Origin of the sequence: Paraburkholderia sp. GAS82, assembly GCF_050436285.1 — a bacterium.
Lineage (GTDB): Bacteria > Pseudomonadota > Gammaproteobacteria > Burkholderiales > Burkholderiaceae > Paraburkholderia > Paraburkholderia phenazinium_B.
Map to the genome: position 1 here is coordinate 567,417 of NZ_JBNDLX010000002.1, position 25,153 is coordinate 592,569.

The 25,153-nt window shown below is 58.7% G+C and carries 27 protein-coding genes; 13 read left to right on the forward strand and 14 right to left on the reverse strand.

Translation table 11 applies throughout. The features are described 5' to 3' along the window. Positions 1-418 precede the first annotated feature (418 nt). The 3 genes from P3T17_RS08940 (at position 419) to P3T17_RS08950 (ending at position 4,848) form a co-directional block, all read left to right on the forward strand. Positions 419-3,016, forward strand: a complete 2,598-nt coding sequence (locus P3T17_RS08940; protein WP_429406109.1) for a DNA-binding protein — start codon at positions 419-421, stop codon at positions 3,014-3,016. Positions 3,017-3,256: 240 nt separating this feature from the next. After that, the gene (locus tag P3T17_RS08945; protein WP_429287348.1) at positions 3,257-4,318 is read left to right on the forward strand and encodes a catalase family peroxidase; all 1,062 of its coding nucleotides are present in this window, start codon (positions 3,257-3,259) and stop codon (positions 4,316-4,318) included. Next, positions 4,315-4,848, forward strand: coding sequence for a cytochrome b (locus P3T17_RS08950; protein ID WP_429406110.1), 534 nt, complete (start codon positions 4,315-4,317; stop codon positions 4,846-4,848). Before P3T17_RS08945 ends, P3T17_RS08950 begins: the two co-directional genes overlap by 4 nt. A 25-nt stretch (positions 4,849-4,873) precedes the next feature. On the opposite strand, the gene P3T17_RS08955 is transcribed toward P3T17_RS08950, so the two are convergent. The 3 genes from P3T17_RS08955 to P3T17_RS08965 all read right to left on the reverse strand — a co-directional run bounded on the left by P3T17_RS08955 (position 4,874) and on the right by P3T17_RS08965 (position 8,136). Further along, positions 4,874-5,665 (reverse strand): SDR family oxidoreductase, encoded by a 792-nt coding sequence (locus P3T17_RS08955; RefSeq protein WP_429406111.1) that lies wholly within the window; start codon positions 5,663-5,665, stop codon positions 4,874-4,876. 76 nt (positions 5,666-5,741) lie between these two features. Next, on the reverse strand, positions 5,742-7,085 hold the full coding sequence (locus P3T17_RS08960) for an MFS transporter (RefSeq protein ID WP_429406113.1): 1,344 nt from the start codon (positions 7,083-7,085) through the stop codon (positions 5,742-5,744). Positions 7,086-7,203: 118 nt separating this feature from the next. After that, positions 7,204-8,136 (reverse strand): 3-keto-5-aminohexanoate cleavage protein, encoded by a 933-nt coding sequence (locus P3T17_RS08965; RefSeq protein ID WP_429287345.1) that lies wholly within the window; start codon positions 8,134-8,136, stop codon positions 7,204-7,206. Between the two features lie 136 nt (positions 8,137-8,272). On the opposite strand from P3T17_RS08965, the gene P3T17_RS08970 reads away from it, so the two are divergent. Continuing rightward, on the forward strand, positions 8,273-9,298 hold the full coding sequence (locus tag P3T17_RS08970) for an AraC family transcriptional regulator (RefSeq protein WP_429406114.1): 1,026 nt from the start codon (positions 8,273-8,275) through the stop codon (positions 9,296-9,298). A gap of 45 nt (positions 9,299-9,343) precedes the next feature. Here P3T17_RS08970 and P3T17_RS08975 read toward each other — a convergent pair whose 3' ends face one another. Continuing rightward, a complete protein-coding gene (locus tag P3T17_RS08975; protein ID WP_429406115.1) occupies positions 9,344-9,859 on the reverse strand; it encodes an AAA family ATPase in 516 nt (171 codons plus the stop codon). A gap of 45 nt (positions 9,860-9,904) precedes the next feature. Then, positions 9,905-10,807, reverse strand: coding sequence for a DMT family transporter (locus P3T17_RS08980; RefSeq protein ID WP_429406117.1), 903 nt, complete (start codon positions 10,805-10,807; stop codon positions 9,905-9,907). Positions 10,808-10,821: 14 nt separating this feature from the next. On the opposite strand from P3T17_RS08980, the gene P3T17_RS08985 reads away from it, so the two are divergent. Further along, complete coding sequence (locus P3T17_RS08985) at positions 10,822-11,403, forward strand: N-acetyltransferase family protein (RefSeq protein WP_429406119.1); 582 nt, start codon at positions 10,822-10,824, stop codon at positions 11,401-11,403. After that, the gene (locus tag P3T17_RS08990; protein ID WP_429406120.1) at positions 11,400-11,969 is read left to right on the forward strand and encodes a nucleotidyltransferase family protein; all 570 of its coding nucleotides are present in this window, start codon (positions 11,400-11,402) and stop codon (positions 11,967-11,969) included. Before P3T17_RS08985 ends, P3T17_RS08990 begins: the two co-directional genes overlap by 4 nt. Before the next feature lie 37 nt (positions 11,970-12,006). Here P3T17_RS08990 and P3T17_RS08995 read toward each other — a convergent pair whose 3' ends face one another. The 3 genes from P3T17_RS08995 to P3T17_RS09005 form a co-directional block, all read right to left on the reverse strand. Further along, positions 12,007-13,083 carry a threonine aldolase family protein gene (locus P3T17_RS08995; RefSeq protein WP_429406121.1) on the reverse strand — a complete coding sequence of 359 codons (1,077 nt, stop codon included), beginning with the start codon at positions 13,081-13,083 and terminating at the stop codon, positions 12,007-12,009. A 115-nt stretch (positions 13,084-13,198) separates the two neighbouring features. Continuing rightward, positions 13,199-14,014 carry an AraC family transcriptional regulator gene (locus tag P3T17_RS09000; protein ID WP_429287336.1) on the reverse strand — a complete coding sequence of 272 codons (816 nt, stop codon included), beginning with the start codon at positions 14,012-14,014 and terminating at the stop codon, positions 13,199-13,201. A 135-nt stretch (positions 14,015-14,149) separates the two neighbouring features. Continuing rightward, the gene (locus P3T17_RS09005; protein ID WP_429406124.1) at positions 14,150-15,091 is read right to left on the reverse strand and encodes an aldo/keto reductase; all 942 of its coding nucleotides are present in this window, start codon (positions 15,089-15,091) and stop codon (positions 14,150-14,152) included. Positions 15,092-15,346: 255 nt separating this feature from the next. Here P3T17_RS09005 and P3T17_RS09010 point away from each other — a divergent pair, with 255 nt between their 5' ends. The 4 genes from P3T17_RS09010 to P3T17_RS09025 are packed head-to-tail and all read left to right on the forward strand — an operon-like array spanning position 15,347 to position 18,334. Then, entirely contained in the window at positions 15,347-16,579 is a 1,233-nt protein-coding gene (locus tag P3T17_RS09010; protein ID WP_429406125.1) for a SpoIIE family protein phosphatase, read from the forward strand. 14 nt (positions 16,580-16,593) lie between these two features. Further along, positions 16,594-17,157 (forward strand): SiaB family protein kinase, encoded by a 564-nt coding sequence (locus P3T17_RS09015; protein WP_074267043.1) that lies wholly within the window; start codon positions 16,594-16,596, stop codon positions 17,155-17,157. A gap of 20 nt (positions 17,158-17,177) precedes the next feature. Next, complete coding sequence (locus P3T17_RS09020; protein ID WP_074267044.1) at positions 17,178-17,564, forward strand: DUF1987 domain-containing protein; 387 nt, start codon at positions 17,178-17,180, stop codon at positions 17,562-17,564. Positions 17,565-17,575: 11 nt separating this feature from the next. Continuing rightward, complete coding sequence (locus tag P3T17_RS09025; RefSeq protein ID WP_074267045.1) at positions 17,576-18,334, forward strand: GGDEF domain-containing protein; 759 nt, start codon at positions 17,576-17,578, stop codon at positions 18,332-18,334. A 48-nt stretch (positions 18,335-18,382) separates the two neighbouring features. Here P3T17_RS09025 and P3T17_RS09030 read toward each other — a convergent pair whose 3' ends face one another. The 3 genes from P3T17_RS09030 to P3T17_RS09040 all read right to left on the reverse strand — a co-directional run bounded on the left by P3T17_RS09030 (position 18,383) and on the right by P3T17_RS09040 (position 20,744). Next, entirely contained in the window at positions 18,383-18,856 is a 474-nt protein-coding gene (locus tag P3T17_RS09030; protein WP_429406126.1) for a DUF2269 family protein, read from the reverse strand. Further along, positions 18,853-20,124, reverse strand: coding sequence for an SDR family oxidoreductase (locus tag P3T17_RS09035; RefSeq protein WP_429406127.1), 1,272 nt, complete (start codon positions 20,122-20,124; stop codon positions 18,853-18,855). Before P3T17_RS09035 ends, P3T17_RS09030 begins: the two co-directional genes overlap by 4 nt. Before the next feature lie 89 nt (positions 20,125-20,213). Then, entirely contained in the window at positions 20,214-20,744 is a 531-nt protein-coding gene (locus P3T17_RS09040; protein WP_429406128.1) for a GbsR/MarR family transcriptional regulator, read from the reverse strand. A gap of 124 nt (positions 20,745-20,868) precedes the next feature. Between P3T17_RS09040 and P3T17_RS09045 the strand changes: the two genes are divergently transcribed. Next, entirely contained in the window at positions 20,869-21,279 is a 411-nt protein-coding gene (locus P3T17_RS09045; protein WP_429406129.1) for a thiol-disulfide oxidoreductase DCC family protein, read from the forward strand. Here the strand turns inward: P3T17_RS09045 and soxR are convergent. Next, positions 21,263-21,742, reverse strand: coding sequence for a redox-sensitive transcriptional activator SoxR (gene soxR / locus P3T17_RS09050; RefSeq protein ID WP_429406130.1), 480 nt, complete (start codon positions 21,740-21,742; stop codon positions 21,263-21,265). The genes P3T17_RS09045 and soxR overlap by 17 nt on opposite strands. A gap of 181 nt (positions 21,743-21,923) precedes the next feature. Between soxR and P3T17_RS09055 the strand changes: the two genes are divergently transcribed. Both P3T17_RS09055 and P3T17_RS09060 read left to right on the forward strand, forming a co-directional pair. After that, positions 21,924-22,841 carry a questin oxidase family protein gene (locus P3T17_RS09055; RefSeq protein ID WP_429406473.1) on the forward strand — a complete coding sequence of 306 codons (918 nt, stop codon included), beginning with the start codon at positions 21,924-21,926 and terminating at the stop codon, positions 22,839-22,841. A gap of 378 nt (positions 22,842-23,219) precedes the next feature. After that, complete coding sequence (locus P3T17_RS09060; RefSeq protein WP_429406132.1) at positions 23,220-23,951, forward strand: OmpW/AlkL family protein; 732 nt, start codon at positions 23,220-23,222, stop codon at positions 23,949-23,951. Positions 23,952-23,987: 36 nt separating this feature from the next. Here P3T17_RS09060 and P3T17_RS09065 read toward each other — a convergent pair whose 3' ends face one another. Beyond that, positions 23,988-24,374, reverse strand: coding sequence for an ester cyclase (locus P3T17_RS09065; protein WP_429406133.1), 387 nt, complete (start codon positions 24,372-24,374; stop codon positions 23,988-23,990). A gap of 24 nt (positions 24,375-24,398) precedes the next feature. Then, positions 24,399-25,127 carry a haloacid dehalogenase type II gene (locus P3T17_RS09070; RefSeq protein ID WP_429406135.1) on the reverse strand — a complete coding sequence of 243 codons (729 nt, stop codon included), beginning with the start codon at positions 25,125-25,127 and terminating at the stop codon, positions 24,399-24,401. Positions 25,128-25,153 lie beyond the last annotated feature (26 nt).

Sequence of the window (25,153 nt, forward strand, 5' to 3'; positions counted from 1 at the left end):
GCGTGCGCAAAGCGACCAGTGTACGGACGGAAACCGGCTGGCTCCAATCAGCAAACCGTATGGGCCGATACCGTTTGCGTTATCGGCCCCCGGTGCTTGGTCCCGCTCACGCGACTTGGTCGCTTTCGGACAAGAAATGCGTGATCTGGCGGGCGGGAATGGCTAGGGAAAAGACTTTGTGGTGCGGCGGGTATGCCTATAAAGTATGCCCGTCGGCCCTTCGACAGGGCCGCTGGCTGGCACAGGCGGACGAGGAAGCCACCAGGCAATCAGGTGAAAAGAAGAAGGGAATTCGTAAGGTTTTCGGCCTTTGAGGCAAACTCACGGCAAACGTTATTTCCTTTCATCGGATACGTTGTTGATCGTAGTAACGTATCGGATTATCTTTCGCCCGCTTACATCGATTTTTGAGGCGCTTATGTCCACGGACGCAGACACAATCACCGATGAACAGGTTGCAGCAATCGCGGACCGCATGGTCGAAGAAGGCAAACGGGTCTCCCCGGTAACGATCTGGTCGGAGGTTCGCGGAGGATCGCTGGTTGCGATCGTCGCGGCCTTGCAACGCTGGCGCGAAGCGCGCGAGGACAAAACCCTCGAACTGCAACTGCAGACCGGCTTGCCGGGCAGCCTCGCTGAAACCGTGATGAGCGCCGCCTCCCGGATCTGGACCGCATCCCAGGAGACGGCAGAGCAGGCGTTTAACCAGCGCCTGACGGTAATGGGCCAGCATCTGGATTCTGCCTTCGCGGATCGGGACGAGGCGCACGCTGAGTACCAAAAGATGTTCGAAGAAGTCGAGGCGCAGCGCGAGCGGCTTGGTGCCCTGACGAATGCGCTGAGCGCTGCGGAACAGACCGCCGCACAACTGGGTTCGGAACTCGCGGCGGCGACGAGTCGCGCCGAGGCGGCTGAGGCGCGCGTCGAAGAACTCGCACAGCGTGTGTCGATTGACGAGGCCAGCCTGGAAGCGACGAAAATATCGCTCGACGAGGAGCGCGCAGCGCGCGAGGAATTGGCCTCAGTTGTCGCCAACAAGACCGATGAGATAGTGCAGATCAGCCAGGAGCGTGATTCCGCGCGCCAGGAAGTTGCGACGTTGGGTGAGACCTGTCAGGCGAAATCGCAGGAAGCGGAAAGGTGGTCGCAGGAGTCGAGCGAGGCCACAGCGCGCGCCGAGTCGGCTGAGGCGCGTATAGCGGAGCTGGTGCAGCAGGCATCGGTGGACACGGCGAATCTCGAAGCCACGAAGGCGTCGCTCGACGAGGAACGCAAGGCGTGCGAAGACCTGGTGGCGGTGGTCTCCAGCAAGAGCGACGACATAGCGAGGCTCACTCAGGAACGCGATGACGCACGGCAGGAGATCGCGGCTTTGAGCGCCACGTGCCAGGCGAAGTCGGACGAAGTGGAGCGGTTGTCAGCGGAATCGAGCGCGGCTTCGTGGCGTGCACAAGCTGCCGAGGCGCGTATCGAGGAACTTGTGCAGCGGGCGTCGGTGGAAGAGGCGAATCTGGAACTCACCCGGACTTCGCTTGAAGAAGAACGCAAGGCACGCGAAGCGTTGGCGGCGGCTCTCGCAAGCAAGAGCGATGAGGTCTTGCAAACTGCTCAGGAGCGCGATGCTGCGCGGCAGGAAGCTGCCACGCTGACCAATGCCTGTCAGGCGAAGTCAGACGAAGTGAACCGGCTGCTAAACGAGTCAAGCTCACTGGCATGGCGTGCGCAAACCGCGGAAACGCGTATCGAAGAGCTCATGCAGCGCGCGTCGGTGGAAGAGGCCAGCCTTGCCGCTACACAGACGACACTTGAAGAAGAGCGCAGGGCGCGTGAAGAGTTGGCCGCGGTTGTCTCGGGCAAGAACGACGAAATAGCGCGGATTAGTCAGGAATACGATGCACAGCGGCAGGAGGTCGCGACGTTGCGCGACACGTGTCAAACGCAGTCATCCGAACTGAACCGGTTGCTGCAGGAGTCAGGCTCGCTCACGTCGCGCGCCCAGGCAGCCGAGGCTCGCGTGGAGGAACTTGCCCAGCGTGTGTCGGTGGAAGAGGGCAATCTGGAAGCCACCAAGGCCTCGCTCGAAGATGAACGCAGAACACATGACGAATTGACTGCGGTTATTGCCAGCAAAAACGATGAAATAGCGCGGATCACTCAGGAGTACGAGTCAGCACGGCAGGAGGTCGCAACGCTAAGCGCCGCTTCTCAGGCGAAGTATGACGAAGCGAACCGGCTGTCTGATGAACTCAGTGCGACCTCTTCTCGCGTTGACGCCGCCACCTCGCAGGCGAACGAGAGCTTCGCGCGACTCGCCGCGCTGGAGATGGAACTGAACGAGGCGCGCGCGGCACTGGCGGCGGAACGCGAAAACGCTGCGGCGCGAATCGATGGGGCATCGGCTCAGATCGACGAATTGCGGCGCATCACCGATGAACTCGACGAGACCCGCAAGCAGGTCAGCGCGTTGAGCGAAGCGAAAACGGCAACTAGCGCGGAACTGGACCGGCTTTCGCAGGACGCCTCTGCCGCGCGGGAGCGGGCCGAGGCGGCCGAACGGCATGCAGCGGAACTGGAGCAGCGTCTTGCGGAGCAGGCCGATGCTGCCGCCAAAGACGATCAACCTGGGCGGCCAACCGGCACGCCATCGGACGGCACGGAGAGCGCGGACGAAGTTGGCGCGTTGCAACGCCAGATATCGGCCCAGGCCAAAGCCCACGCAAAGGCGCTCAGCGAACTGCGCACTAATGCCGAACAATGGGTGGCGCACGCGAAGGAGCTTCGACAACGGCTTGGCCAGGCTAGCGAGAAGATCTTGTTCATCGATGCACGCAGCACCGGAGAAGTTGCGCTGGTACGGCGGCTCTCGTCGGAACTGGAACGGCTCAAGCCGGATCACGAGTTGATCGCACGGGATGCGCAGCAACGGCTGATCGGCGCGACGATGGCCCAGCAACTTGCGCAGAAGGGCTACCGGTATGACCCGAGTACGGCGGTCATGTCGAAGGTGGAAGGCTGAGGGACGGGCCCATGCTGTCAACGCAGGTTGACGCAAGGTCGGGAATTTTGTCCATACTATGCGGATGTCTTCGCGGGGACGCTAGTCTTAGGGGTGTCTGTTAGCCGGGCCGGCCGCTCATGGCGGGTTCGCGGACTGCGACACCCGCACGCCAACGTGGCGCGGTCCACAGATCAATGGCACTATTGTCGCCGCACTGCTAGATTTCTACTCAGCCGAATCACTGTTCGGGAGAGATCGATGGCCGACCGACCGACTTCCAACGCGTCCACGGCGCGTTCGCTGGTCCTGATTGCAGTCGTGGTGGTCGTGCTGGTCGCGGCCTTCGCCTTTACGGCCGGTTGGCTATCGCCAGACCGCCTGACGCCGGCTAGGATCGTCAACGCCCTGGCGCCACCGGGCGGCGCGGCGCTCGGCTTCCGGCGCAATCACGCCAAGGGCATCTGTTTTACCGGCACTTTCGAATCGAATGGCACGGCCGCGGCGCTTTCCAGGGCGCCGATGCTCGCGGCCGGCTCGTTCCCTGTCACCGGGCGTTTCAATCTGGCTACAGCGGACCCCAAGGCGCCAGACGCCACGGTGCGGGTGCGGGGCCTCAGTCTGCGCATCGTCGCACCGGATGGTAGCGAATGGCGCACCGCCATGATCGACGCGCCGTTCTTCGCGGTCTCCACGCCGCAGGCCTTCTACGGTCTGCTAAAGGCTTCGGCGGACAAGAGCGATCCGGATGCCATGAAGAACTTTATCGCCGCGAACCCGGAGTTCGGCAATTTCGTCGCGTGGGCCGGCAGCGCGCCATGGACGGGTTCTTTTGCGCAAGAGCGGTACAACAGCCTCAATAGCTTCATCTTCACCAATGAGGCGGGACAGGACCAGGCCGTGCGCTGGTCGTTCGTGCCAGCGGCGCAACCCGAGGCTGTCTCCCCTGACCAGTTGAAGGCGCGTGGCGACGGCTTCCTCGACACGGATATCACGCAGCGGGTGCATAACGCGCCGCAACGATGGACGCTCGTCATCACCGTGGCCAATCCTGGCGATCCGACCGCCGACCCCACCAAGGCCTGGCCGGAGGATCGACGCAAGGTGGAAGCGGGCACGCTGGTGGTGAGCGCCATCGAGCCCGAACCTGACGGGCCGTGTCGCGATCTCAACTTTGACCCCACCGTCCTGCCGCCAGGCATGCACGTGTCGGACGATCCGTTTCCGGCCGCCCGCTCAGCCGCCTATGCCGTCTCGTTCGACCGGCGGACCGCTGAGGATAAGGACTATCCGCACACCCCAGCGGCAGGAGCCACGCCATGAATCCGATCCATGATCGCTTCACACCGTTGCAGCGCGCGCTTCACTGGCTCATGGCAATCTGCATTCTGGCGATGTTGTTTATCGGTGTCGGGATGGTGTCGACTGTCCGCCCCGACTATCTCTCGCTGGTATCTATTCACAAGCCGCTGGGTATCGTGATTCTCGTGCTGGCGCTGGTTCGTCTCGTGGTCAGGTTGGCGTATGGCGCGCCTCCGCTGCCGGCCTCGATGCCGGAACCGATGAAACTCGCCGCGCGCCTTTCGCATCTCGCGTTCTATCTGCTGATGATCGGGCTGCCATTGATCGGATGGGGCATGTTGTCGGCCGCGGATTATCCCGTCGTGGTCTTCGGGGTACGTCTGCCATCGTTCCTGCCGCATAGCAACGGCTTGCACACACTGCTCTGGAACGCACACAGGGCCCTCGCGCTATGTTTCTTTGCGCTGATCGTTCTGCATCTGGCAGCGGCGCTGTTGCACGCGCTGGTTAGACGTGACGGTGTCTTTGAGGCGATGGCGCGCTGGCGGTGAGGCGCTTATAGAGGGCGATCAGGCGTCAAAGATACTCGACGTTCCCGTCGACGCTGATTGCCTGACCCGAGATGTTGCGGCCTGCGGGCGACGCCAGGAAGAGCGTCAACGCGGCGATGTCCTGGACTGTCACCATGCGTCTAAGCGAGATCTTCTCGAGGTATTCGCCTTTCATCGTGTCGAAGCTGACGCCGAGAGCATCCGCACGCGCGGAGATGACGCGATTCATGCGTTCCCCTTCGACGACGCCTGGCAGGATCGCATTGACGCGCACGTTGTTCGGCCCAAGTTCGATTGCCAAAGATTTAACCAGGCCGACGATGGCCCATTTGGTGGACGCATAAGGCGTGCGATACGGATAGCCCAGTCGTCCCGCCACCGAAGACATCGCGATGATGCACGGGTCCGACGATGTTTTCTTTAGCACCGGCACCGCTTTCCTGAGGAAATAGTACTGGCTGTTGAGGTTCGTCGTGATGGTGCGGTCCCATTGGTCCGCGTCCATGTCTTCCACGGCCCCGGTCGGTCCGGCGATTCCCGCGTTGTTGATGAGGATGTCCAGGCCGCCGAGTTTGGCGTGTGCGTCGTCGACGATCCGGTCCACCTGTTCACGGTCTGCAACGTCAGCAATGCCTACATGGAGTTGCGGATTGTCGGTTTTCGCCTTGTCGACGGCTGCGGGGTCGATGTCGCAAATGTAGACGTTGGAACCCACTTCCAGAAACGCCTGCGCGATCGCAGCGCCGATGCCAGTCGCTGCGCCCGAAATCAATACGCGAAGTCCGGGGGACGGTTTGAGAAGGTCAGCTGTCCTCATACATTTCCTTGATGGTGAGCGTTGATCATCGGGGTAACGCGCATCGCTTCAACGCGATGCGATGCGGGTCCCAGGCTCATTGTTCTACATTCAACAGGGGTTCGCTCAGACTGGCCGTACGCCCTTCGGACTGGATCGCTTTTGCCAGCATTGGCACGATGATAAGTCCCAGAACCGACGCGCCGACGATCACCGAAAAGCCTGACGCACTTTTCCCGGATGCGCTTTCCGCCAGTCCGAAAAGATACGGACCTACGAATCCGCCAGTCAATCCGAGGGTGTTGATAAAGGCCAATCCTGCGGCGGCCTGAATGCCGTGCAGCCGTTTCATCGAAATCGCCCAGTACAAAGGCAACACACCACCTGCGAAGAAAGCCGTCGCGACGAAGAGGGCAAGTTGCACCGGCAGCCAGTCCGACGAGATGAACAGGATCGCGCTGACAATCAGGCCGGCGGTCAAAACGGCGAGATAGATGCAATCATGGGTCACCCGGCGATGAATGCGCGGCAGTATCAGGACACCAAGCAGAAAGCCGATGCCGACACTGCTCGATAGCACCCCAATCATTAACGGAGACTTCACGTGCATTTGCTGGATCATCGCCGGAGTGAAGAAGACGAGACCGACAAACGCCACCTGATTCAGGAAATAGATTAGCCCGGTAAGCACGGTAGCGGGGCTTTTCAACGCTGCGACCCAATCGTCTGAAAAGATGCTGGCGTGTGCGGCATCCGGAATTGCGCGTGCCTCGAGAATCCGCGCTTCGTCATTCGACAACCAGCGCGCGTCCGACGGTTTCTCCGGCAGCTTGAACCACAGAATCACGCCGACGACGATCGTAGGGAGTCCTTCGAGTAGAAATAGCCACTGCCATCCGTGCAGGCCGGCGAAGCCGTCCATCTGCATGAAGGCGCCGCCCACCGGATTGCCTATTACCAGTGCAAGAGCAGGCGCGACGTAAATCCACCCCACAGCCACCGAACGGTCTTTCGGCGCGAACCACAGCGTCACCATGTACATCAGCGCGGGAAACAGACCCGCTTCGGCGATACCGAGCAACACGCGGATCGTATAGAACGACCATTCGCCCTGCACGAACATCATCGCAGCGGACAGTGCGCCCCATGTGACCGCAATTCGCGCTATCCAGCGGCGCGGCCCGACTCGATGAGCTGCAAGATTGCTTGGCACTTCGAGCAGTGCATATCCGATGAAGAAAATGCCTGCACCCAACCCATATGCGGCGGCACTGATGCCCAGATCGGCAGCAAGCCGTGCCTTCGCTAGCGACACGTTCGTGCGATCGAGGTACGACATGAAATAGATCGCGCACATGAGCGGGATCAGCCGCAACATCGCCTTATGCGTCGCGACGCGGTGTAGTTCGCTACTGCTGCCACCCGTTGTTGGGGTTGCCATGATGTCTCCTCCGGGGATGATTGTTCATCGTTGTTTTTGTTAGCTCTGAACGATCGGCGTGATCTCCGACGCCGGCACACTGCTGCATTCAACTACTGCTACTGCTAAAAGGCCGCGCTCAAAAGTTGACCTTGTCAGCGCCTTTCAGACCAAGCATTTGTCGCGCTTCTGCTGGTGTAGCGATCTCGAAGGAAAGCTCTTCGAGAATGCGTCGAATCTTGCGCACCTGCTGAGCATTTGTTTCGGCTTTCACGCCCTTCGAAAGAAAGACGCTATCTTCCAGGCCGACCCGGACGTTTCCACCCATGATCGCGCCCATCGTCACGAAAGCCATTTGATGGCGGCCTGCGCCGAGAATTGAAAACTGGTAGTTTTCGCGCCCGAAAAGACGGTCTGCCGTGGCGCGCATGACTGTCATGTTCTCCGGCTCGGCGCCGATTCCACCGAGAATCCCGAACACCGACTGAATGAAAAGCGGTGGTTTGACCAGACCCTGATCGACGAAATGTGCGAGGTTGTACAGGTGACCGACGTCGTAACATTCGAACTCGAAACGCGTGCCGTGCTCGCCCAGTTCGAGCAGGATGCTTTTGATGTCCTTAAAGGTATTGCGGAAGATCGTGTCTTCCATCCCTTCGACGTAGTCCTTCTCCCAGTCGTATCGCCACGACGAGATTCTCGCGGCGATCGGGTGAATCGAGAAGTTCATCGAGCCCATGTTCAACGAGCACATCTCCGGCTTGGCGAGTCGCGGATAGGCGAGCCGGTCCGCGAGTGTCATCTTGGTGCTGCCGCCGGTCGTGATGTTGATAACCGCATCGGTCGCTTCGACAATTGCCGGCACGAATTGCCTGAACACATCGGGCGATGGCGTCGGGCGGCCATCGCTGGGGTCGCGCGCGTGCAGATGGAGAATTGCGGCGCCGGCCTCGGCAGCCTCGATCGATTGAGATGCAATCTGCGATGGCGTCAACGGCAGATATTCAGACATCGACGGCGTATGCGTTGCACCGGTAATCGCGCATGAAATGATGACTTTGCGATTGAGCAAGCGTGTCTCCAGAATCGTTGGCTGGCCAATCGATGGAGTGGCCTGTTGTGATATCGATACTAGTGGGATACGATTGCGCCCGTAAGGTCATTTTCGGACAGCTGGATGTGGTTGCAGGACATTCTGAGGTGAAGCGGTGTCATCGAAACTGCCGTTACTGAACGAGCGCATCTACGCGCCTTACAAGATCGCCGCGCTGGTCGAAGTGCTCAGTGAGCAGGGCATTGCGCCCGAACAGAGCCTGAAAGACAGCGGGGTCGACGCCGACAAGATTTACGACGCCTCGGCGTTGACTTCGGTCCGGCAATACGTTGCTGTCTGCAGAAATGCGATCTTGTTGGGGTGCAGTTCCGCGACGCCGTTTATCACCGGGTCGCGATTGCACCTGTCCGCTTACGGGATGTACGGCTATGCGCTGATGTCCTGCCTTTCCCTGCGCGACTATTTCCGGCTCGGCGTGAAGTACCACCGGCTTGCGACACCTACGCTCACCATCGAATGGACCGAGTATGCCGACGAGGGCATCTGGACGTTTCCCGATGCGTTTATCTCCACGCCCTCACGCGAGCTGGGTCAGTTCCTGATCGAGCAACAGTTCACGCAGCACGTGACCCATTTACAGGACGTTGCCGGTCACACCTGCCCACCGACCAAGGCATGCTTTGCGTATCCGGCGCCCGCGCACGCGGACATCTATTCGGAGTACCTGGGTTGTCCGTGCTACTTCGATCAACCGCAATGCGAGCTTCATTACGACAGTGGCATCCTTGAACAAAAGCCTCAGCTAGCGCATCGGCTAACGGCGACGCTATTGCAGGAAACGTGTGACAGGTTGATTGGCCAGGCGAAGACTTCGGTGGGTGTTTCGGGTGAGGTCTATCAGGTGTTGATGCGTAAGCCCGGCGAGTTTCCGAGCATGGAAGTCGTCGCGGATGCGTTGAAGATGACCAGCCGGACCTTGCGGCGGCGTCTCGAAGCTGAGGGCACTTCGTTTGTGGCGATTGTTGATGACGTACGTTGCTCGCTCGCGACCGAGTATCTGAAGACGACCAGTATGAGCACCGACGATATCGCGATGTTGCTCGGGTTCAGCGACCCTGCGAATTTTCGGCGGGCGCTGAAACGGTGGACGGGGAAAGGGCCGGGCGAGTTGCGTCGATAGGTCTTGCGTGATCGAAAATGCGAATCCATTCGTGCGACGAGGAATTTAAATTTTCTGAGGCGGCATCGACAGACGACTGACGATGGTCTCGACAGCCTGCTCAATCGAAACGTTAGCCGTGTCGACTACGAGATGTTCCGATTCCCATGGATCGTATTGACGTTCAAGTACGTTTTTCCATGTCGGTAGCTTATGACCGGGAATACCGGCGTTTCGTCCCTCGACTCTTTGACGGTGCGTCGCGGCATCCGAACAAATTACCTCAATCTCGAAGATCGGCACATCTGCCTCGAGCGCAACGTTTCTCCATGCGCTACGCGTAATATGCAACGAGTTGACCGAGTCTGCGACGACAGTCAGGCCGAGGCGTAGATTGTCGGCCGCGACCGCATATGCCGCGAGATAGCCGGCAGGTCCAATATCCGCGCCGGCGTCCCCAGATGCGATAAGTGCCTGTTCCAAGGTATCAATGCGTAGATATACCGCGGCGAGTTTGCGGGCGAGCGCTTGCGCGATCGTCGTCTTTCCGGTTCCCGGCAGACCTCCGAAAGCAATCAACATTGCGATGTTCCCTGTGAGTTAGTGCGAGGCGGCTAGGTGCCCCATTCAAGCCAGCGGCCCCTCTTTATCTTTCCGCCGCGCCGCGACCGCAATAGCGCTTCCAACGATGAGCGCAATTCCCGCGAACGACAGCGGTTGAATCGTCTCGCCCCAGATGACGTAACCGAACAGCGCCGCCCATACGATGCTCGTATAGTTATACGGCGCAAGCTTCCCAGTGTCCGCCTGGCGAAAGGCGACCGTCATCAGGAGTTGTCCTGCGGTCGCGAACGCACCGAGGAGTGCCATGACCAACAGCGCCTCCACGGACGGCGTTCGCCAGCCGATTACGAGGGTAAAGCCGGTAACAAACGTCCCAACAAGAGTGAAAAACAGAACCGTTGTCGCCGAATCGTCGGTAGACCGTATGCGCTTGATCTGAACGATAGATAACGCACCGAAGAAGGCGCTCAGGAGCAGGAACGTCGGACCGAGCCAGCTCGAAGGACCGCCGCCCGGACGCACCACGAGCAGCACACCGCAGAATCCAACGAGCGCTGCTGCAACTCCGCTTGCTGTCCACCGCTCTCTCAAGATCAGCGGCGCGAGCAGGATGACAATCAACGTCTCCGAATACGCGAGCGCCACCGCTTCGCCTAATGGAACGTAAGGCAAACCGGCAAAGAAGAATCCTGAAGCGCCGAGAAGCGTAAGCGCACGCAGAGTCTGACCTTTGACATCGATATTGGCCAAACGCTCAGCTAGTGAAATGCGACCCCGGCAGCACATCGCCACTGCCGGCACCAGGCCGAACAGCATCCGGAAGAATGTCACTTCATTAGCCGGATATTGCAGCGCAACCGTCTTCGCCAATGCATCCACCACAGCAAAGCAGAACATCGAAGCAAGTATGCTGACGACGCTGTTCAGCGGAAGAGGGTTGGCGCCTGTTACGCTGGACGATGGCATAGCGGTACGGAAGTATGAGCGTGTCGGTATCATCTCATACGACTGAGCACCGCCCTTTTGTTGCATTTAGAATTACCGCTCTCACTTCGACGGTTCACCTGATGCTAACAATCCGCCGGCTCGCCAACGAGTCGCACGACGACCGCGCCAATGTGCTGCGCATTTTTCTGGAATCGCCCTCGTACACCGAACTGGTTGAAGGTCGTTTGCCCTCTGCAGAAGATGTCGAGGACTTCTTCTATGGCAAACCGGACGCCAAGGATGTGGCGGACAAATCGGTGTTCGGCTTCTATGTTGGGTCGGAGATGATCGGGTGTGCTGACGTGATTCGCGCGTATCCGACTGATGACTGTGCGTGGATCGGGCTGCTGTTCTTTTCTGAAGCGCAGCAGCGTCGAGGTCACGGCACAGGCGCATTGGCGTTGATAGACGCGATGGCGCATGAGTGGGGTTACCGCAGATTGCAGCTCGCAGCCATTTCAACGAACCCGGGTGGATTAGCTTTCTGGCGGCGTGAGGGCTTTGAAGAGATCCGTCGCACGACCAATCAGCGATTCACCGGCGAAGTCATCGTCATGGAACGAACTATCAAATGAGTGCGACCCTGGAGCACCGTTTGATTCAGGTTACGAGAGCGAATCAATGGAACTCGCTAATTCTTGATCGGGCGGTACAACTCGGCTTTGAGGATTGGTGGCTGACGGCTGGCTGCATTGCGCAATCCGTTTGGAATATTGCTTGCGCACGAGATATCCATGTAGGCATTCGGGATTACGACCTGTTCTACTACGATCCGGATACGTCATGGGATGCGGAAAACGAGGTCATTGGCAATGCGAGTCGCATATTCGCCGACCTCCCCGTTGAGGTGCAGGTACGCAATCAAGCGCGTGTTCCACTTTGGTATGGGCAGAAGTTTGGAATCCCGTTTGGCCCTGTAAATAGGGCTTCGGATGGCATAGATCGATTTCCGTGCGCGACGACTGCGGTTGGGGTCAAGCGCCGGCAAGGAGAGTTTCAAGTCTATGCGCCTTTTGGCCTGACGTCTCTGTTCGACGGCATATTGAGGCCCAATCACGCACTTTGGATACCTGAGGTGTACGAAGAGAAAGCCGCGCGTTGGCAGCGCGAGTGGCCGTATCTTCGGCGAGAGCCTTGGTAGGCGGCCATGAAATCCGTTGTCCGTCTTCGCACAATCATCATCGACCCGCGTAATGACGTGTCACATGCGCAAGCAGGTTGTCGACATCCTCAGCCGTGGTAGAAAACGACGTCACGAAGCGGACGACGTTGGCTTTCCAGCGATCGTAATAAAACTTGAATCCTGCCTGAAGTAGCGACTCGATCACCGCTGACGGCAATCGGCAAAACACGATGTTGGCCTCGGGCTCGCCGAGCACTTCGATGCCGCTCAACCCCGCGAGTCCCTGGATCAGGCGCTGCGCAGCGTCGTTGGCCTGGCGTGCGTTGCGCAACCAGAGATCGTCGGTCAAGTATGCGTCTATCTGGGCCGAAAGAAAGCGCATCTTCGAGAACAGATGGCCCGCACGCTTGCGGCGGTAGCCCATTTCGGGCGCAAGGGATGCATCGAACAGCACGATCGCTTCCGCTGCGAACACACCGTTCTTGGTTGCACCGAACGACAAGGCATCGACCCCGGCTTTCCATGTCATTTCCGCAGGCGAGCAGCCCAGCGAGACCAGTGCATTGGCAAATCGCGAGCCATCCATATGAAGTTTGATGGAGGATGTCTTGCAGACCTCCGCCAGCGCTCCGATCTCGTCGAGGGTGTAAACGCCTCCTTCTTCCGTCGCCTGTGTGATGCTGACGCACGATGGTTGCGTCGAATGGACGTCACCCACTTTCACGCGAGCCGCGCTACCAAGACTTGTGGGGTCGATCTTCGCGGATGGGCCGTCCACCGCGACCAGCTTCGCGCCATTCGCATAGAACACGGGCGCGCCGCACTCGTCGTTGTTGATATGGCTCGCCGGATGGCAATAGATGTTGCCCCACGGTGGCGTCATCGCGCTCAGGCACAGCGCGTTGGCGGCGGTGCCGGTGGGCACCAGAAACACGTCGACTTCGCGCTCGAAGATTTCGCTCAACTTATGTTCGACGCGAGCCGTGAGGTCATCTGCTCCATATGGGCTCGCTTGCCCGGTGCTATTCGCCAAGATGGCTTCAATGACCTCCGGCGACGCGCCCGCGATGTTATCGCTCGTGAATCCCATAGCCGGCGTCCGGGCGCCGTGCGACCGATTACTACTGTCCATTGTCGTTTCCTTAACTCGACGGGCGGAGAACTTCCTCCCTGATTGGCGCATCGTATGTCGAGTGAGGTTGCTGGACTTGTAAAAAATTGATCGATCGTCAAGCCGTGGGCACGCTTCAGGCCCTGTAGTTCGACGGCGCGGCGCCGTAGGCCTGACGGAAAGCGCGATTGAAATGGCTTTGATCGTAAAATCCGACTTCCTGAGCGACGGTTGCGATTGCCTGTGAGCTTCGGGACAAAAGCGCGCAAGCTCGCTCGAGACGAAGACGGAGCAACCACGCGTGGGGCGTCATCCCGACGGTCTGCTTGAATTGCTTGAGGAACTGGAACCTGCCGAGCGAGCAGAGTGCGGCCAGTTCATCCAGCGTGATCTTGTCGCCGAGGTGGTTGAAGCAGTAATCTTTGACGCGTTCCCACTGAATGCGCGAAAGCGAGCCGCGTACCGTTTCAGGCACGATCGTGCGCGATTGGCTCAACAGACGTTCCAGCAACGTGAGCCATTCCGTCTGCATCTCAAGACTGCTCGCAGCGTTACACCACCTCATCTCATTGTGCAGGCGCAGGAGATGGCCAGCTAGCAGCGGGTCTTCGAGTAAGGCGCCTGCGAATTCCGGTGTGCGGTGAAGGCCGCCGATTTCCTCTGCCACGCTGGCGAGGAGTTCCTGTGAAAGGCGGAATGTCCTGAGCGTGGATTGGCTGCCATCTGCCGTGACGCCATCGTGGATCTCGCCTGGCGGCATCAGAACCACTGTCCCGGGTCCGTGCAGGACAGCCTTTCCGTTAACCCTCTGGCGCTGAACCCCGTCCGTCACCAGCCCCACATGTAAATCGAGGTGGAAGTGGCGGTCGAAACTGAAATCCGTGAAGCGTGCGGTACTCAGCACCAGGCCGGGTATCTCGGACACTTGCTGGAACTGGGCATACTCAGTCATGGAAAAGGGAGCGATGACGCGTGTTGTCGGGCGTTAGTAAAGTATAACGCCGCAAATCTCACCGCGAGGCCACGCCACGTCACGCGATCTGGCTGGTACGAATAGCGTATTCGATGACCTGGAAGTCGCCTTCGTTTATTGCGTGCGGCGCGGAATGAAACCCGGGCTACCGGTCTTGACGACTTCGTTGAACCTCTGCCGCGTCTCAATCCGGTTAATCTCGTCGAACGCGTCTTCGGGAAGTGCGGAAACATCCAGATTCTCTTGCGCGCGTGCTGCAGTTTTCGGGGTGGTAAGCAAAGCCCCACCACGTTGGATTGCCCACGCAAGCAGTACCTGGGCTGGCGTCTTTCCAGTTCGCGCGGCAATCTGCGAAATGACCGGATCCTCGAGCGGTCCCGGCCTGATTCCGTGACCTAGTGGCGCAAAGGCCAAAAACACGATCCCATGCTCTTTGCAGAACTCCAGGAGTTCGGTTTCCGGGAGATACGGATGTGCTTCCACCTGTACCGCCGCTGGCTTGATTCGTGCCGATTCATAGAGCGGCCGTAACTCGTCCAGACCGATGTCAGATAGTCCGATAGCCCCGCATCTTCCATGGTCGACGAGCTTTTCCATCGCGCCCCATGTGTCCAGCAAAGTCACGCCTTTGTCGTAGATGACATTACCGTTCGCATCGCGCGGGTCCTGCTCATCTCCCGGTTGAAATGCAAACGGAGTGTGGATCAGATAGAGATCAAGGTAATCGAGGCCGAGCCTTTCAAGGCTTGCGTTGAAAGCCGGTTCGACTCGCTCGGGCCGATGATTGGAATTCCACAATTTTGTGGTCACGAAGATGTCTTCGCGCGCGACTCCTCCGGCGGCAAGCGCTGCGCGCAGCGCTTCGCCCACCTCGCGCTCGTTGCGGTATCGCTCGGCACAGTCCAGGTGTCGATAGCCCGCTTCCAGCGCGTCTCGGGTAGCGCTGATAGTGACAGCGGGATCGGGAATCAGCGTGCCAAATCCGAGTGCGGGCATGCGACCGCCTCCATGATTGAGCACCAGCTTTTTGCTCCGGAAATCGGAAGACTCGAGCATGATGACACCTCCGCACAACTTCACATCCCGCGATGTATAACCTGCACTTGTTGTAATTGTGGCGCAGGAGTCGTTTCGTCGATCAAGTGTAGCAAATGACGGTCAAAGCCAAAGGAAAACGTTTGCCACGGGCCTTCCGGCCCGCTCGCGTTTTTTCGGGGTTTTTAGCAGGTTTCCTTTAATGGTCTGGCGTAACGAAACTGTCATAAAGACCCTTTAGCGTGCTTGATTTCTCGTTCAACCGGTAGTCGTGAAATGCACCCCGCGCTTGCGCAGTTTCGTCGTCCCGGCGTGCCAGGAAACCCGCGTTGCGCCGGCGACCTGTGTCAGGAAGTCCCCGCCATCGATGCGGCCGATTCGAACTCCCTGGCAATGGAGATTTTCTATTCGCGGGGCGACATGGTCAGTTTGGCCGTTCTGGAGGGCGATCGCCCCATCGGTCTGATCAATCGCGATATTTTCCTGTCGCAGATGAGCAAGCCGTTCCACCGCGAGCTTTACAACAAGAAAAGCTGCATCGCGTTCATGGACAAGGATCCGCTCATTGTCGACGCGGATATGAGCATCGAAGCGCTGACGTTCAAGACGGTCGAGGTAGGTAACAAGGCGCTCTCCGATGGATTTATCGTGACGCGACAGGGCCGGTTCGCCGGACTGGCTAGCGGCTTTCAGTTGTTAGGCGCCGTAGCCGAGATGCAGGCGGAAAAGAACCGGCAAATCATGCAGAGCATCGAATATGCGAGCGTGATCCAGCAAGCGATGTTGCGCGCTTCGCGCGACGCGTTGTCGTCCATGTTGCCCGATGCCGAACTGGTATGGGAGCCGCGTGATGTGGTGGGCGGCGACTTTTATCACTTTGCTTCGTTCCCCGATGGATGGTTTGGCGCTGTTGCCGACTGCACCGGACATGGCGTGCCGGGTGCTTTCATGACGCTGCTTGCTTCGGCCTCACTCTCGCAGGCGCTTGAACGAATCGGACCACGTGATCCAGCCGCTCTTCTCGCAGCAGTCAATCGCAACGTCAAGGGATTGCTCGGTCAAGTAAATGGGGCAGGCGAGTCGCCGCAGTCGAACGATGGCCTCGACGCAGCATTCTTCTGGTTCGACGCTGCACAGCAGCGACTCTATTTTTCCGGTGCACGCATCGCCCTTCATGTTTTGCGGCCGGATGCCGATAACTTCGAGAGCATTCCGGGCGAACGCATGGGCGTAGGGTATGTCGACAGTCTGGCGGACTATACGTGGGCGCTGAACGCAGTCGCGCTTCCGCACGGAAGTCTTTTGTTCGTTTCGACAGACGGGTTGATCGATCAGATTGGCGGTCCCCGAAAAATTGCTTTTGGGAGGCGCCGCGCTCTCGAGTTCATTGTCGAGAATCGCGCGCAACCATTGTCCGGCATATGTGAAGGTTTGCAGCGCGCGCTCGCCGACTGGCAGGGCGCACAATCGCGTCGCGACGACGTAACGCTATTTTTTGCACGCGCTTAGGGTAGTCCATGAATATGTTTGAACTCTTAGAACAGGATGCTGCCTTTTTCGAACTTGCTCAGAGGCGCAACCTGCTTTTTTATCACAAGGGCTACTTCTCCCATAGCATAGTCGCGGCGATGAGTGAGGTCGTGAAACTGCAACTGGAAGTGGCCGGCATCAACGCGCCGACCCGGCGCAAATTGTTTTCGTCGTTTATCGAACTCTCGCAGAACATCATTCACTATTCGTCCGACTCGCTCGCCGAGGGCGGCGGGACCGGCGGAGCCATCCGTGAAGGCGCGGTGTGCATCACGACGGACGGTGAACGTCATCTCATGTTATGCGTGAATCCTGTTGCGACGTCGGCTGTGAGCCATCTGCGCGAGAGGCTTGAGCCGTTGTGCAACATGTCGCTTGAAGAAATCAAGCAGGCGTACAAAATATCGCTGCGCTCCGATACGCCAGAAGAGAGCAAGGGCGCGGGGCTCGGGTTTCTGACAATGGCTCGCGACGCGAGCGCTCCGCTGGAATTTGCCTTTTATCCGCGTGTCGATGCCCCTGAAACCACGCTGTTTTGCCTCAAGACCATCATCTGACCAAGGGACGAGTCGGCACCATGGACAACCTTCATATCGCGGCCACGAGTACGTCGCCGGAAATCGATTTTCAATTTGACCAGAACGTTCTGACGTTCAGGGGCGAGTCTTACCCTGAGAACGCAGCCGCGTTTTATGCTCCGGTGATCGAGCGGCTTCGCGCGTACCTTGCGGGTTGCAGCGATGCCGTCATCACAGTGGAAGTCACGCTGACTTACTTCAACAGTTCGAGCACGAAGATGCTGTTCAGCGTGTTCGACGCGTTGGATCAGGCCGCTTCATCTGGGAACCGCGTGGTGGTGAGATGGTTCCGCGACGCCGAGGACGAAACCATTCTCGAGTTTGGCGAGGAACTGCAAGCCGATTTCACGGCAATCGAGTTCAACGATTGCCCGGTTGCGACGTAAGGGCGGCCACGGTGGGCTCAACTTCCTCATCGGACGCAGCTGCGAACGACGCTCCGGACCTGTTTAAGACCGAGAGCGAGGCGCTGGAGAAGGCGCGCGCGATCCATGCGAACGCCGACGCCGACGCGGAGCAGTGTCGTCTGGCGCTGGCTGAGCTGATCGGAAATTTCGAACGCCTGATGCGCGAGACGCGCCGCCTGATTGGCCGCAGCGACCGCGCCGAGCGTGAGATGCATGCACTGACGCAACAGCTGCAATATCGTGCGACGCACGATGCGCTGACCAATGTATTGAATCGTAGCGCCGTGATCGAGCGGACGATCAAAGCGCTGCGCGCCGATCGGGCTGTGATGATCCTGCTCGATATCGACGACTTTAAAAAAGTAAACGACGACTACGGACATCCTGTTGGGGACGCGGTGATACTCGGCATTGTCGATTGTTTGCGGCGCATCGTTGGTGAAGAGGGTGTTATCGGTCGCGTCGGCGGTGAGGAATTTACGGTGTTGTTGCCGGGGTATGGACTCACCGACGCATTGCAACTGGCGGAGAAGATGCGCGGGGCGATTGGTAGCCACGTCTTCCCTGCGCCGGTGAATCGTCGTATTACCGCGAGTTTTGGAGTCAGCGCAAATTCTGCTCGCACTGACTTCGATACTGCATACGGGCTAGCAGACTCCGCCTTGTATAAAGCGAAGCGAGGCGGGCGGAATCGCGTGGAGTTTGCTAATCCGCAGGTGGTTTGTCCCGCGATGCCGGGTGGGGATTGAAGGGGAAGTTGTCGCGGCAGGTAGCGCAGCGACTTTTGGCTTCCGAGGCTACAAGGCCGGCTTGAATACCATCAACCAGTAAACCGCTAGCATCGCGGCGAACGCCGGATAGCCTAGCCACTCCCACCACGTCGAATACTGCCAATATTGTGGCGGCAGAGCGGTCGCGCCATTTGCGTTCGCGGAAGCAGCTATCTTCGACATGACCAGTTGCAGCCAGACGACCGGCAACCAGCATGCACCGGTTAGCAGATACAGCCCGATCGCCGCGACTATCCACGGTGTCTGCATAGACCAGCCCGCAGTATGTGCCAGCCATAAGCCGGACAGCGGCTGAAAAATGACGGCAGGCGTGGTGAACCAGAGGTCGGCTCGCACCACCAGTCGCGAAACGGTTGCAATTGCAGGTACGCAACGAGTACGGTTCGCAAAGTAGAGATAGAACGCCGTGCCGAAGCCGGTTCCCACCAGTAGCACCGACGACATGATGTGCAACGTCTTGATCGCAAGATAGAGGTTCATGGCCGTGTTTCTTCACAGAGTAGTACGAGCAAAAGCGCCAGGATCGGCACATTCTTCAGGATCGGGCCGAACGGATGCCAGAGAAATTCAGGCAACGCCGCGGCGATGAGAATCGAGTACACGCTGATTAGCGCGATCTGTATGGCCCACAGACGCCGTCCGGGGCGCACAAGCGTGGCGATGCCAAAGACACCGTCTAGCGCTGCTGCGAGATAAAGCGCGGCCAAAGCCATGCCGCCGTGTAGGTGCACGCGCGCAAGCAATGCCAGACTCGCCGCTTGCGGATAGATAAAAGCGCTGCAGATGGCCGTCCAGATCCACGTAATCGCCAATGCGCCGCGTAACATGGCGGGCCGCCACATTGCGAATGCCGCCTGGCGTAACGGGATTGCGTCGGCAGGTGCGATGAAGACTTCGAGGCCTGCGGGCGGACGGCCTAACGCCTGGATCGTCGGCGCGACGTTGCCGGTGCTTCCCATCTGAAGCATTCGCCAGGTGTCACGGGTCAGCATCGAGTGGGGCACGCGGTCGAGAAGCGCGGCGCCTGCATCTATCACCATAGCGGGAATGCTAATGCGCCATGCCAGAGGCAACGCCATAGACGCACGATACGTGGCGAGCATCTGCCTATACTCGAGCTGGGTACCCCCGACCAGGTCGAGTATTGGTTGATCCATCGCGGCGCTCCTCAATGCGCCTTCTTTAAGCAGCCGCACAACGATTTCCGCGAGTTCGTCGACATGGATCGGTCGCATCAGTTGATGGCCGCCGGCAGGCAAAGGATGAACAGGCAGTGCCGCTATGGCGCGAAAGAAGCGCGACGACGCGCCGGTCGTGCCGTAGACCAAGGCCGGCCGGAGAATGTGATGCGCCACCGGCGACGATCGCAGGTACTCGTCAGCGGCACGCTTGCTCGCGAAGTAGTGGGTGCCGCCGTTCTGTGCCCCGAGCGCGGATATCTGAACGATGTGTTGCACACCCGTGCGAGATGCCGCTTCGAACAACGCGATTGGCGCACGACGGTGGATGTGGTCGAAAGTCTGATCGCCCCGTTCGACCAGGATGCCGACCGCGTTGATCACGACGTCGACGCCTTGCAACCTGGGTAGCCAATCACCCGGCTCGATATCGGCTGTGTAATCGATTTCGACTTCATCTTCGCTTGTGGCGTGTCTCACGCCTCTGAGCACGTGATGTCCTTCCTGCACGAATGCGCTGCACAGGGCTCGCCCGACGAAGCCGTTCGCACCGCAGATCAGGATTCTCATGGCCGTTTTCTCTCTTAGATACTGTTATTTCTGTATAAACAGAAATAACTGGGCAAAAAAACGGGCGATCGTGTCGCCCGTCGGTTCTGTTAACTCTTCGTGCGCCGTACTGTACGGCTGATCTTCGCGCCCACGCCAAGTGTTTTCATTAGCGTTTCGGGCTTCATCCGCAGCATCTCGTCGGACCATGTGGTGAGCGTTTCGAGAAACTTCAACGTCTCGCGAATGCGCTGTTCCGTCTCACGGCTTTCGTCGGCAATCTCCGGACTGACCAGACTGTCCCGCAGCATGGTCAGCGTTGGATCGATCTCGCGTTGCCGACGGCCTTCCACGATCAGCTTGAACAGTTCCCAGATGTCCGTGGATGTCTCGAAGTGGTCACGGCGATCCCCCATGACATGCACGACCTTGGCGAGGCGCCATGACTGGAGTTCTCTCAGACTCGTACTCACATTGGAGCGGGCGACGCCGAGTGTATCGGCGATTTCGTCTGCTGCAATTGGGCGGCCGAGCAGATAAAGCAGCGCATGAATCTGCGCGACGGTGCGGTTGACGCCCCAGCGCGAGCCCATTTCGCCCCAGTGGAGGATGAATCGTTCGGCAATTGGTGTGAGTTCCATGTCAGGAACTTTATGGACTTCAGTCATTTCTGTCAAGAGAGAAATAACGCTTGACGGTGGATTCTTGCCGGATTAATTTCTCTTTAAACAGAAATGACGGAAATGACCAACAGAGGAAGATGCCATGAAGAGTGCTGCCTTGACGCTCTACATAGACGGCAATTGTCCGTTCTGCGTTGCCGAGGTCACGCGACTGCATGCGTGGGATCAGCATGGCAGGCTCGCGTTTGTCGACATCGCGGAACCCGGCTTCGATCCGGCGCCCCTCGGAGTGGATCCGGCCGCCCTCAACCGGCTGCTGCATGGACGCACCGTGGAGGGCCAGTGGGTCGTGGGGATAGACAGCATGATCGCCGCCTATACGCTGGTCGGCAAAGGGTGGCTGATCTCGCCGTTGCGCGTACCCGTTATGCGTCCTGCATTCCGAGCCTTCTACCGTGCATTTGCCCGAAACCGAATGACCATTTCCAGGCTCGGCCTGAAAATCCGTCCTGCATGCACGGACGAAAAGTGCGCACTCAAGATTGGCCTTTAGCCTCGGCCAGCACCGCACGCGAAGTGTCGCCCAGTAGATAGCGGGCACCGCTGCCGCGCCGTCGGGCGACGTCTTCGGGGTTGTAGAGCGAGCAGGATTTCAACGACAGGCATCCGCAGCCCACACAGGACGCAAGCTGATCGCGCAAGGCGATCAGTCCGTCTATGCGCTCCTGGAGCAAAGGCTGCCACGCCCGTGAGAGGCGCTCCCAATCCTGTTTGGTCGGAGTGCGCTGCCCGGGCAACGCGTCAAGCGCGGAGCGGATCTCCGCCAGATTCAATCCAACGGCCTGTGCGGCGCGGATGAACCCGACCCGGCGCAGCGTCTCCCTTCGATACTGCCGTTGACCGCCGTCCGTTCGGGTGCTGCTAATCAGCCCCTGTTCCTCGTAGAAGCGGATCGCACTTGTCGCCACGCCGGAGCGCTTCGCAAGCTCGCCGATGGTGATTATCGTCTCGTTCATGACGTTCCCGGGTATTTGCTCTTGACTTCAAGTTTACTTGAACTTTCACAATGGGACCTCCTTCCTTTGACTGAGAGACAGTCACATGTACAGCGACTCGGTTCGGCTCAAGTTGAGCGAGCTTCTGGATGCGAACGCACGTTTCGACCTTGCCGCAAGAGGTACAACCAATCACTGCCCAATGGCGCTTGTTGCCTTGGCGGAAATGGGGGCGTCGCCAGATCGACTGCAAGTGTTCTTCGATATGTGGGAGCGCGAGTACGCCTTGAGCGCACCGCCTGTTGACGCGACTATCTCCCGTAACGATTGGAAGCGACACGTGGGCGAACGTGAGGCATTCGGTGCTTTACGACTTTGCTTCTTGGACTGGATCGTAGACGCCGGTACTGTTCCGGTAATCACGGCAGTGCTGCAGGCGGTTCCTTTCGCGCCTGCTACGCAGGCCTTTCATTCGCTTATCAGGCTGGCCTACGGCATCGAAGCGGGGCATGCCGGCGAGATTGCAGCGGGGCTGGCGTCGTTGATTTCGTCGCATATGCCTATTGACGTTAGCCTGGACAGAAATCCGAGGGCTGAGAGTGCCGAAGCTGGATTCGATCATGCCGCTAGCGCATTAAGCGGTACGGTGTTCGCCGGTAGCTCGATCACGGTACGCTTGCGCGCCGTTGCAAGCGATGTGCGGTTTGGCACGGCGGTCCTTGCGCCTCCCGCCAGTGCGGCCTTGCTGGACGATCTGGCGCGAGCGACGATTGCCGCATACTGGCGCAAACCTGACTTCACATTGCTGCACACGGTCACGGCAACGCGCGCCGCGCGAATCGTCTTTGCCGAGCTTCACGAAAGCCTCGTCGAGCAATTGCTGCCCGGCTTATGGGTTGCGCTAAGCGCAGCTTACGCAATGATCGGCAGACCAGCCAACACGGAAACGAGCGTTCCGAATAGCGCCGCTGACTGGAGCGAGTTGTGCCAGATGGCGGTCGCCTCGGACGATGATCATGTGATCAAGATGACGTACACATGTCTTTGCGAGGACCGTCGCCAGCCGTCGCCACTTTATCTCGCTTCGGCAGCGAGGCTGTTTGAGCCGTCGAAAGCTTAGCGTCGACGCTCGAATGCAGGTAAGAAAAGAGAAGGGAGTCGAGGCCAACATCTTCGCGCTAGCCCTTGCATACCGAGTTTCTGCTGCGGTTAAATGACATTGCGTTGTCATGTTCCAGGTGACGCGACGACGCAAAAGTATTTTCTTCCACAAAAGGCAACCGGAAGCCCGCTCTAACCAGCGGGCTTTTGGCTTTGTCCAGTCGCTGCGTTGAATGAGATCACACATATTCAAAGCATGCCGAACTAATTCGCCAGCGCAAAAATCCTTACCAAATTTCAGAGACAACATTCGACAGATAGGATAGCGAATCGAACGAGCGTACGCATAGAATCGCCTCTGATTTATCAAAAAACTGACCTAACCGGAGGAGACAAGATGAGGAAGATTCGCGTGATCGCGCTGGCGGCTGCATTGTTGGCGAGTACTGGTGCACATGCGCAAAGCGCTGGCGATTTTGTCGCGAACCTGGGATGGTTCCATCTCTCGCCGCAGGACTCGAGCAAACCGCTTACGGTCAATGCCCTTGGCACGAGCGTGACGGAGAGTGGTACGGGCGCGTCGGTTGACGACTCCGACACGTTCGGCATTACGGGCACCTATTTCATTACCGATCATATCGCCACCACCGCAGTATTCGGCATACCGCCAAAATTCCATCTGAGCGGCACCGGGTCGCTTGCGGAGCTTGGGCAGCTCGGCTCGGCCTACGAATGGAGTCCGACGCTGCTCCTGAAGTACTATTTCAACGACGCTCAGAGTCACTTCCGGCCATACCTTGGCGCAGGTGGATCGTACGTCTGGTATAGCGGCGTGAAATTGAGCCAGGCCGTGTCGAGTGGCAGCTTTCTGTACTCGAGCACCTATGGAACTGCGCTGGAGGGAACTACGACAGCGAAGCTGAGCAGTTCTTTTGCGCCGGTCATCAACGCGGGGTTCGCCTATAACATCGACAAACACTGGTCGGTGGATGCGTCGTTGTCGTATATGTGGCTATCGACGCGAGCCACTTTAACGACGCACACGGCGGAGGCCGGGACTGTGACGAGCACCACGAAGCTCAAGCTCAATCCCATCATTTCGTTTGTTTCTATCGGGTATCGCTTTTAACGGCGCTCCACATTGCCGGTCGCAATGTGGAGCAGATTATATTTGCGCTTCGATCGCGCTTTTGTCGATCACCGACCATACCTGCGCGATCTTTCCGTCGCGGAACGCGTAGAAGACGTTCTCCGTGAAAGCAATTCGCTTGCCGTCGATGTGCAATCCGAGGAAAGTGCCCTTGGGAGAGCAGCTAAAGCGCAGACGGCTTGCGATAACCGGAGGTTCGGTTACCAGCAGTTCGATATCGAAGCGCAAGTCCGGAATGTCGCGAACGTCCTGCTCCAACATTTCGCGGTAACCCGACAAGCCAAACGGTCGGCCGTTGTGGATGACGTCGTCGCCGACGAACTGGCCTAGCGACGACCAATCCCGTCTATTCAGGCAATCCAGGTAGTTCCGGTAGAGGGTACTCAGGTCTGGCTCGTCCACAGTGACCTCCTTGTCGCTTGACGGCTAGGTAGGGCATCCCAGCTTCGTAGCCAGATCGTTCATATCCGATGCTACAAAGTCCCACGCCTGTGTGGGATGCAGGTCGCTCTGTTGAGCGGGTCCGTGTTCGGTTGGTCGTATGACGAATGCTGTCTTTAGCCCACACTGTCTCGCTGCGGCCAGGTCACCGTTGTGGGCTGCAACCATGCAAACCTCGGCGGGTTTCAGACCAAGGATTTCGACGGTGTCGGTATAGACTTGCGGCGACGGCTTGTATGCCCGAACGACCTCCGCGCCGAGAATCGCGTCCCAAGGAAGGGCAGCCCGTTTGGCCATATCCACCATCAGCCGGATGTTGCCATTCGAGAGCGGCGCGATCATGAAGCGGCGCTTGAGTCTTAGCAGTCCCTCGACGGAATCGGGCCATGGGTCGAGCCGATGCCAGGCGTGGTTCAGTTCGTCGAGTTCATCGTCAGGAATTGAACTCAGATCGATTCCATAGGCGGCCATTGCCTTGGCCAGGTTTTCCTTATGCAATACATCGAGCCTGACGAATGGGCGCCGTCCGCTTCGTATCTCTTCCATTGCCGGTGTGTACTCACGCCGCCACGCGTCTGCAAATTCAAACGGGTCAATCGCCAGGGCGTGTCGGCTGAGGAATGGGCCTACGTCGCGAGCGACACCATTGCGCCAATCGACAACCGTTCCGAACACATCGAACACGAGTGCCTTGATTTCAGGGTGGTCCGCCATCTCGTCTACCTCGTAACCAGTGCGAT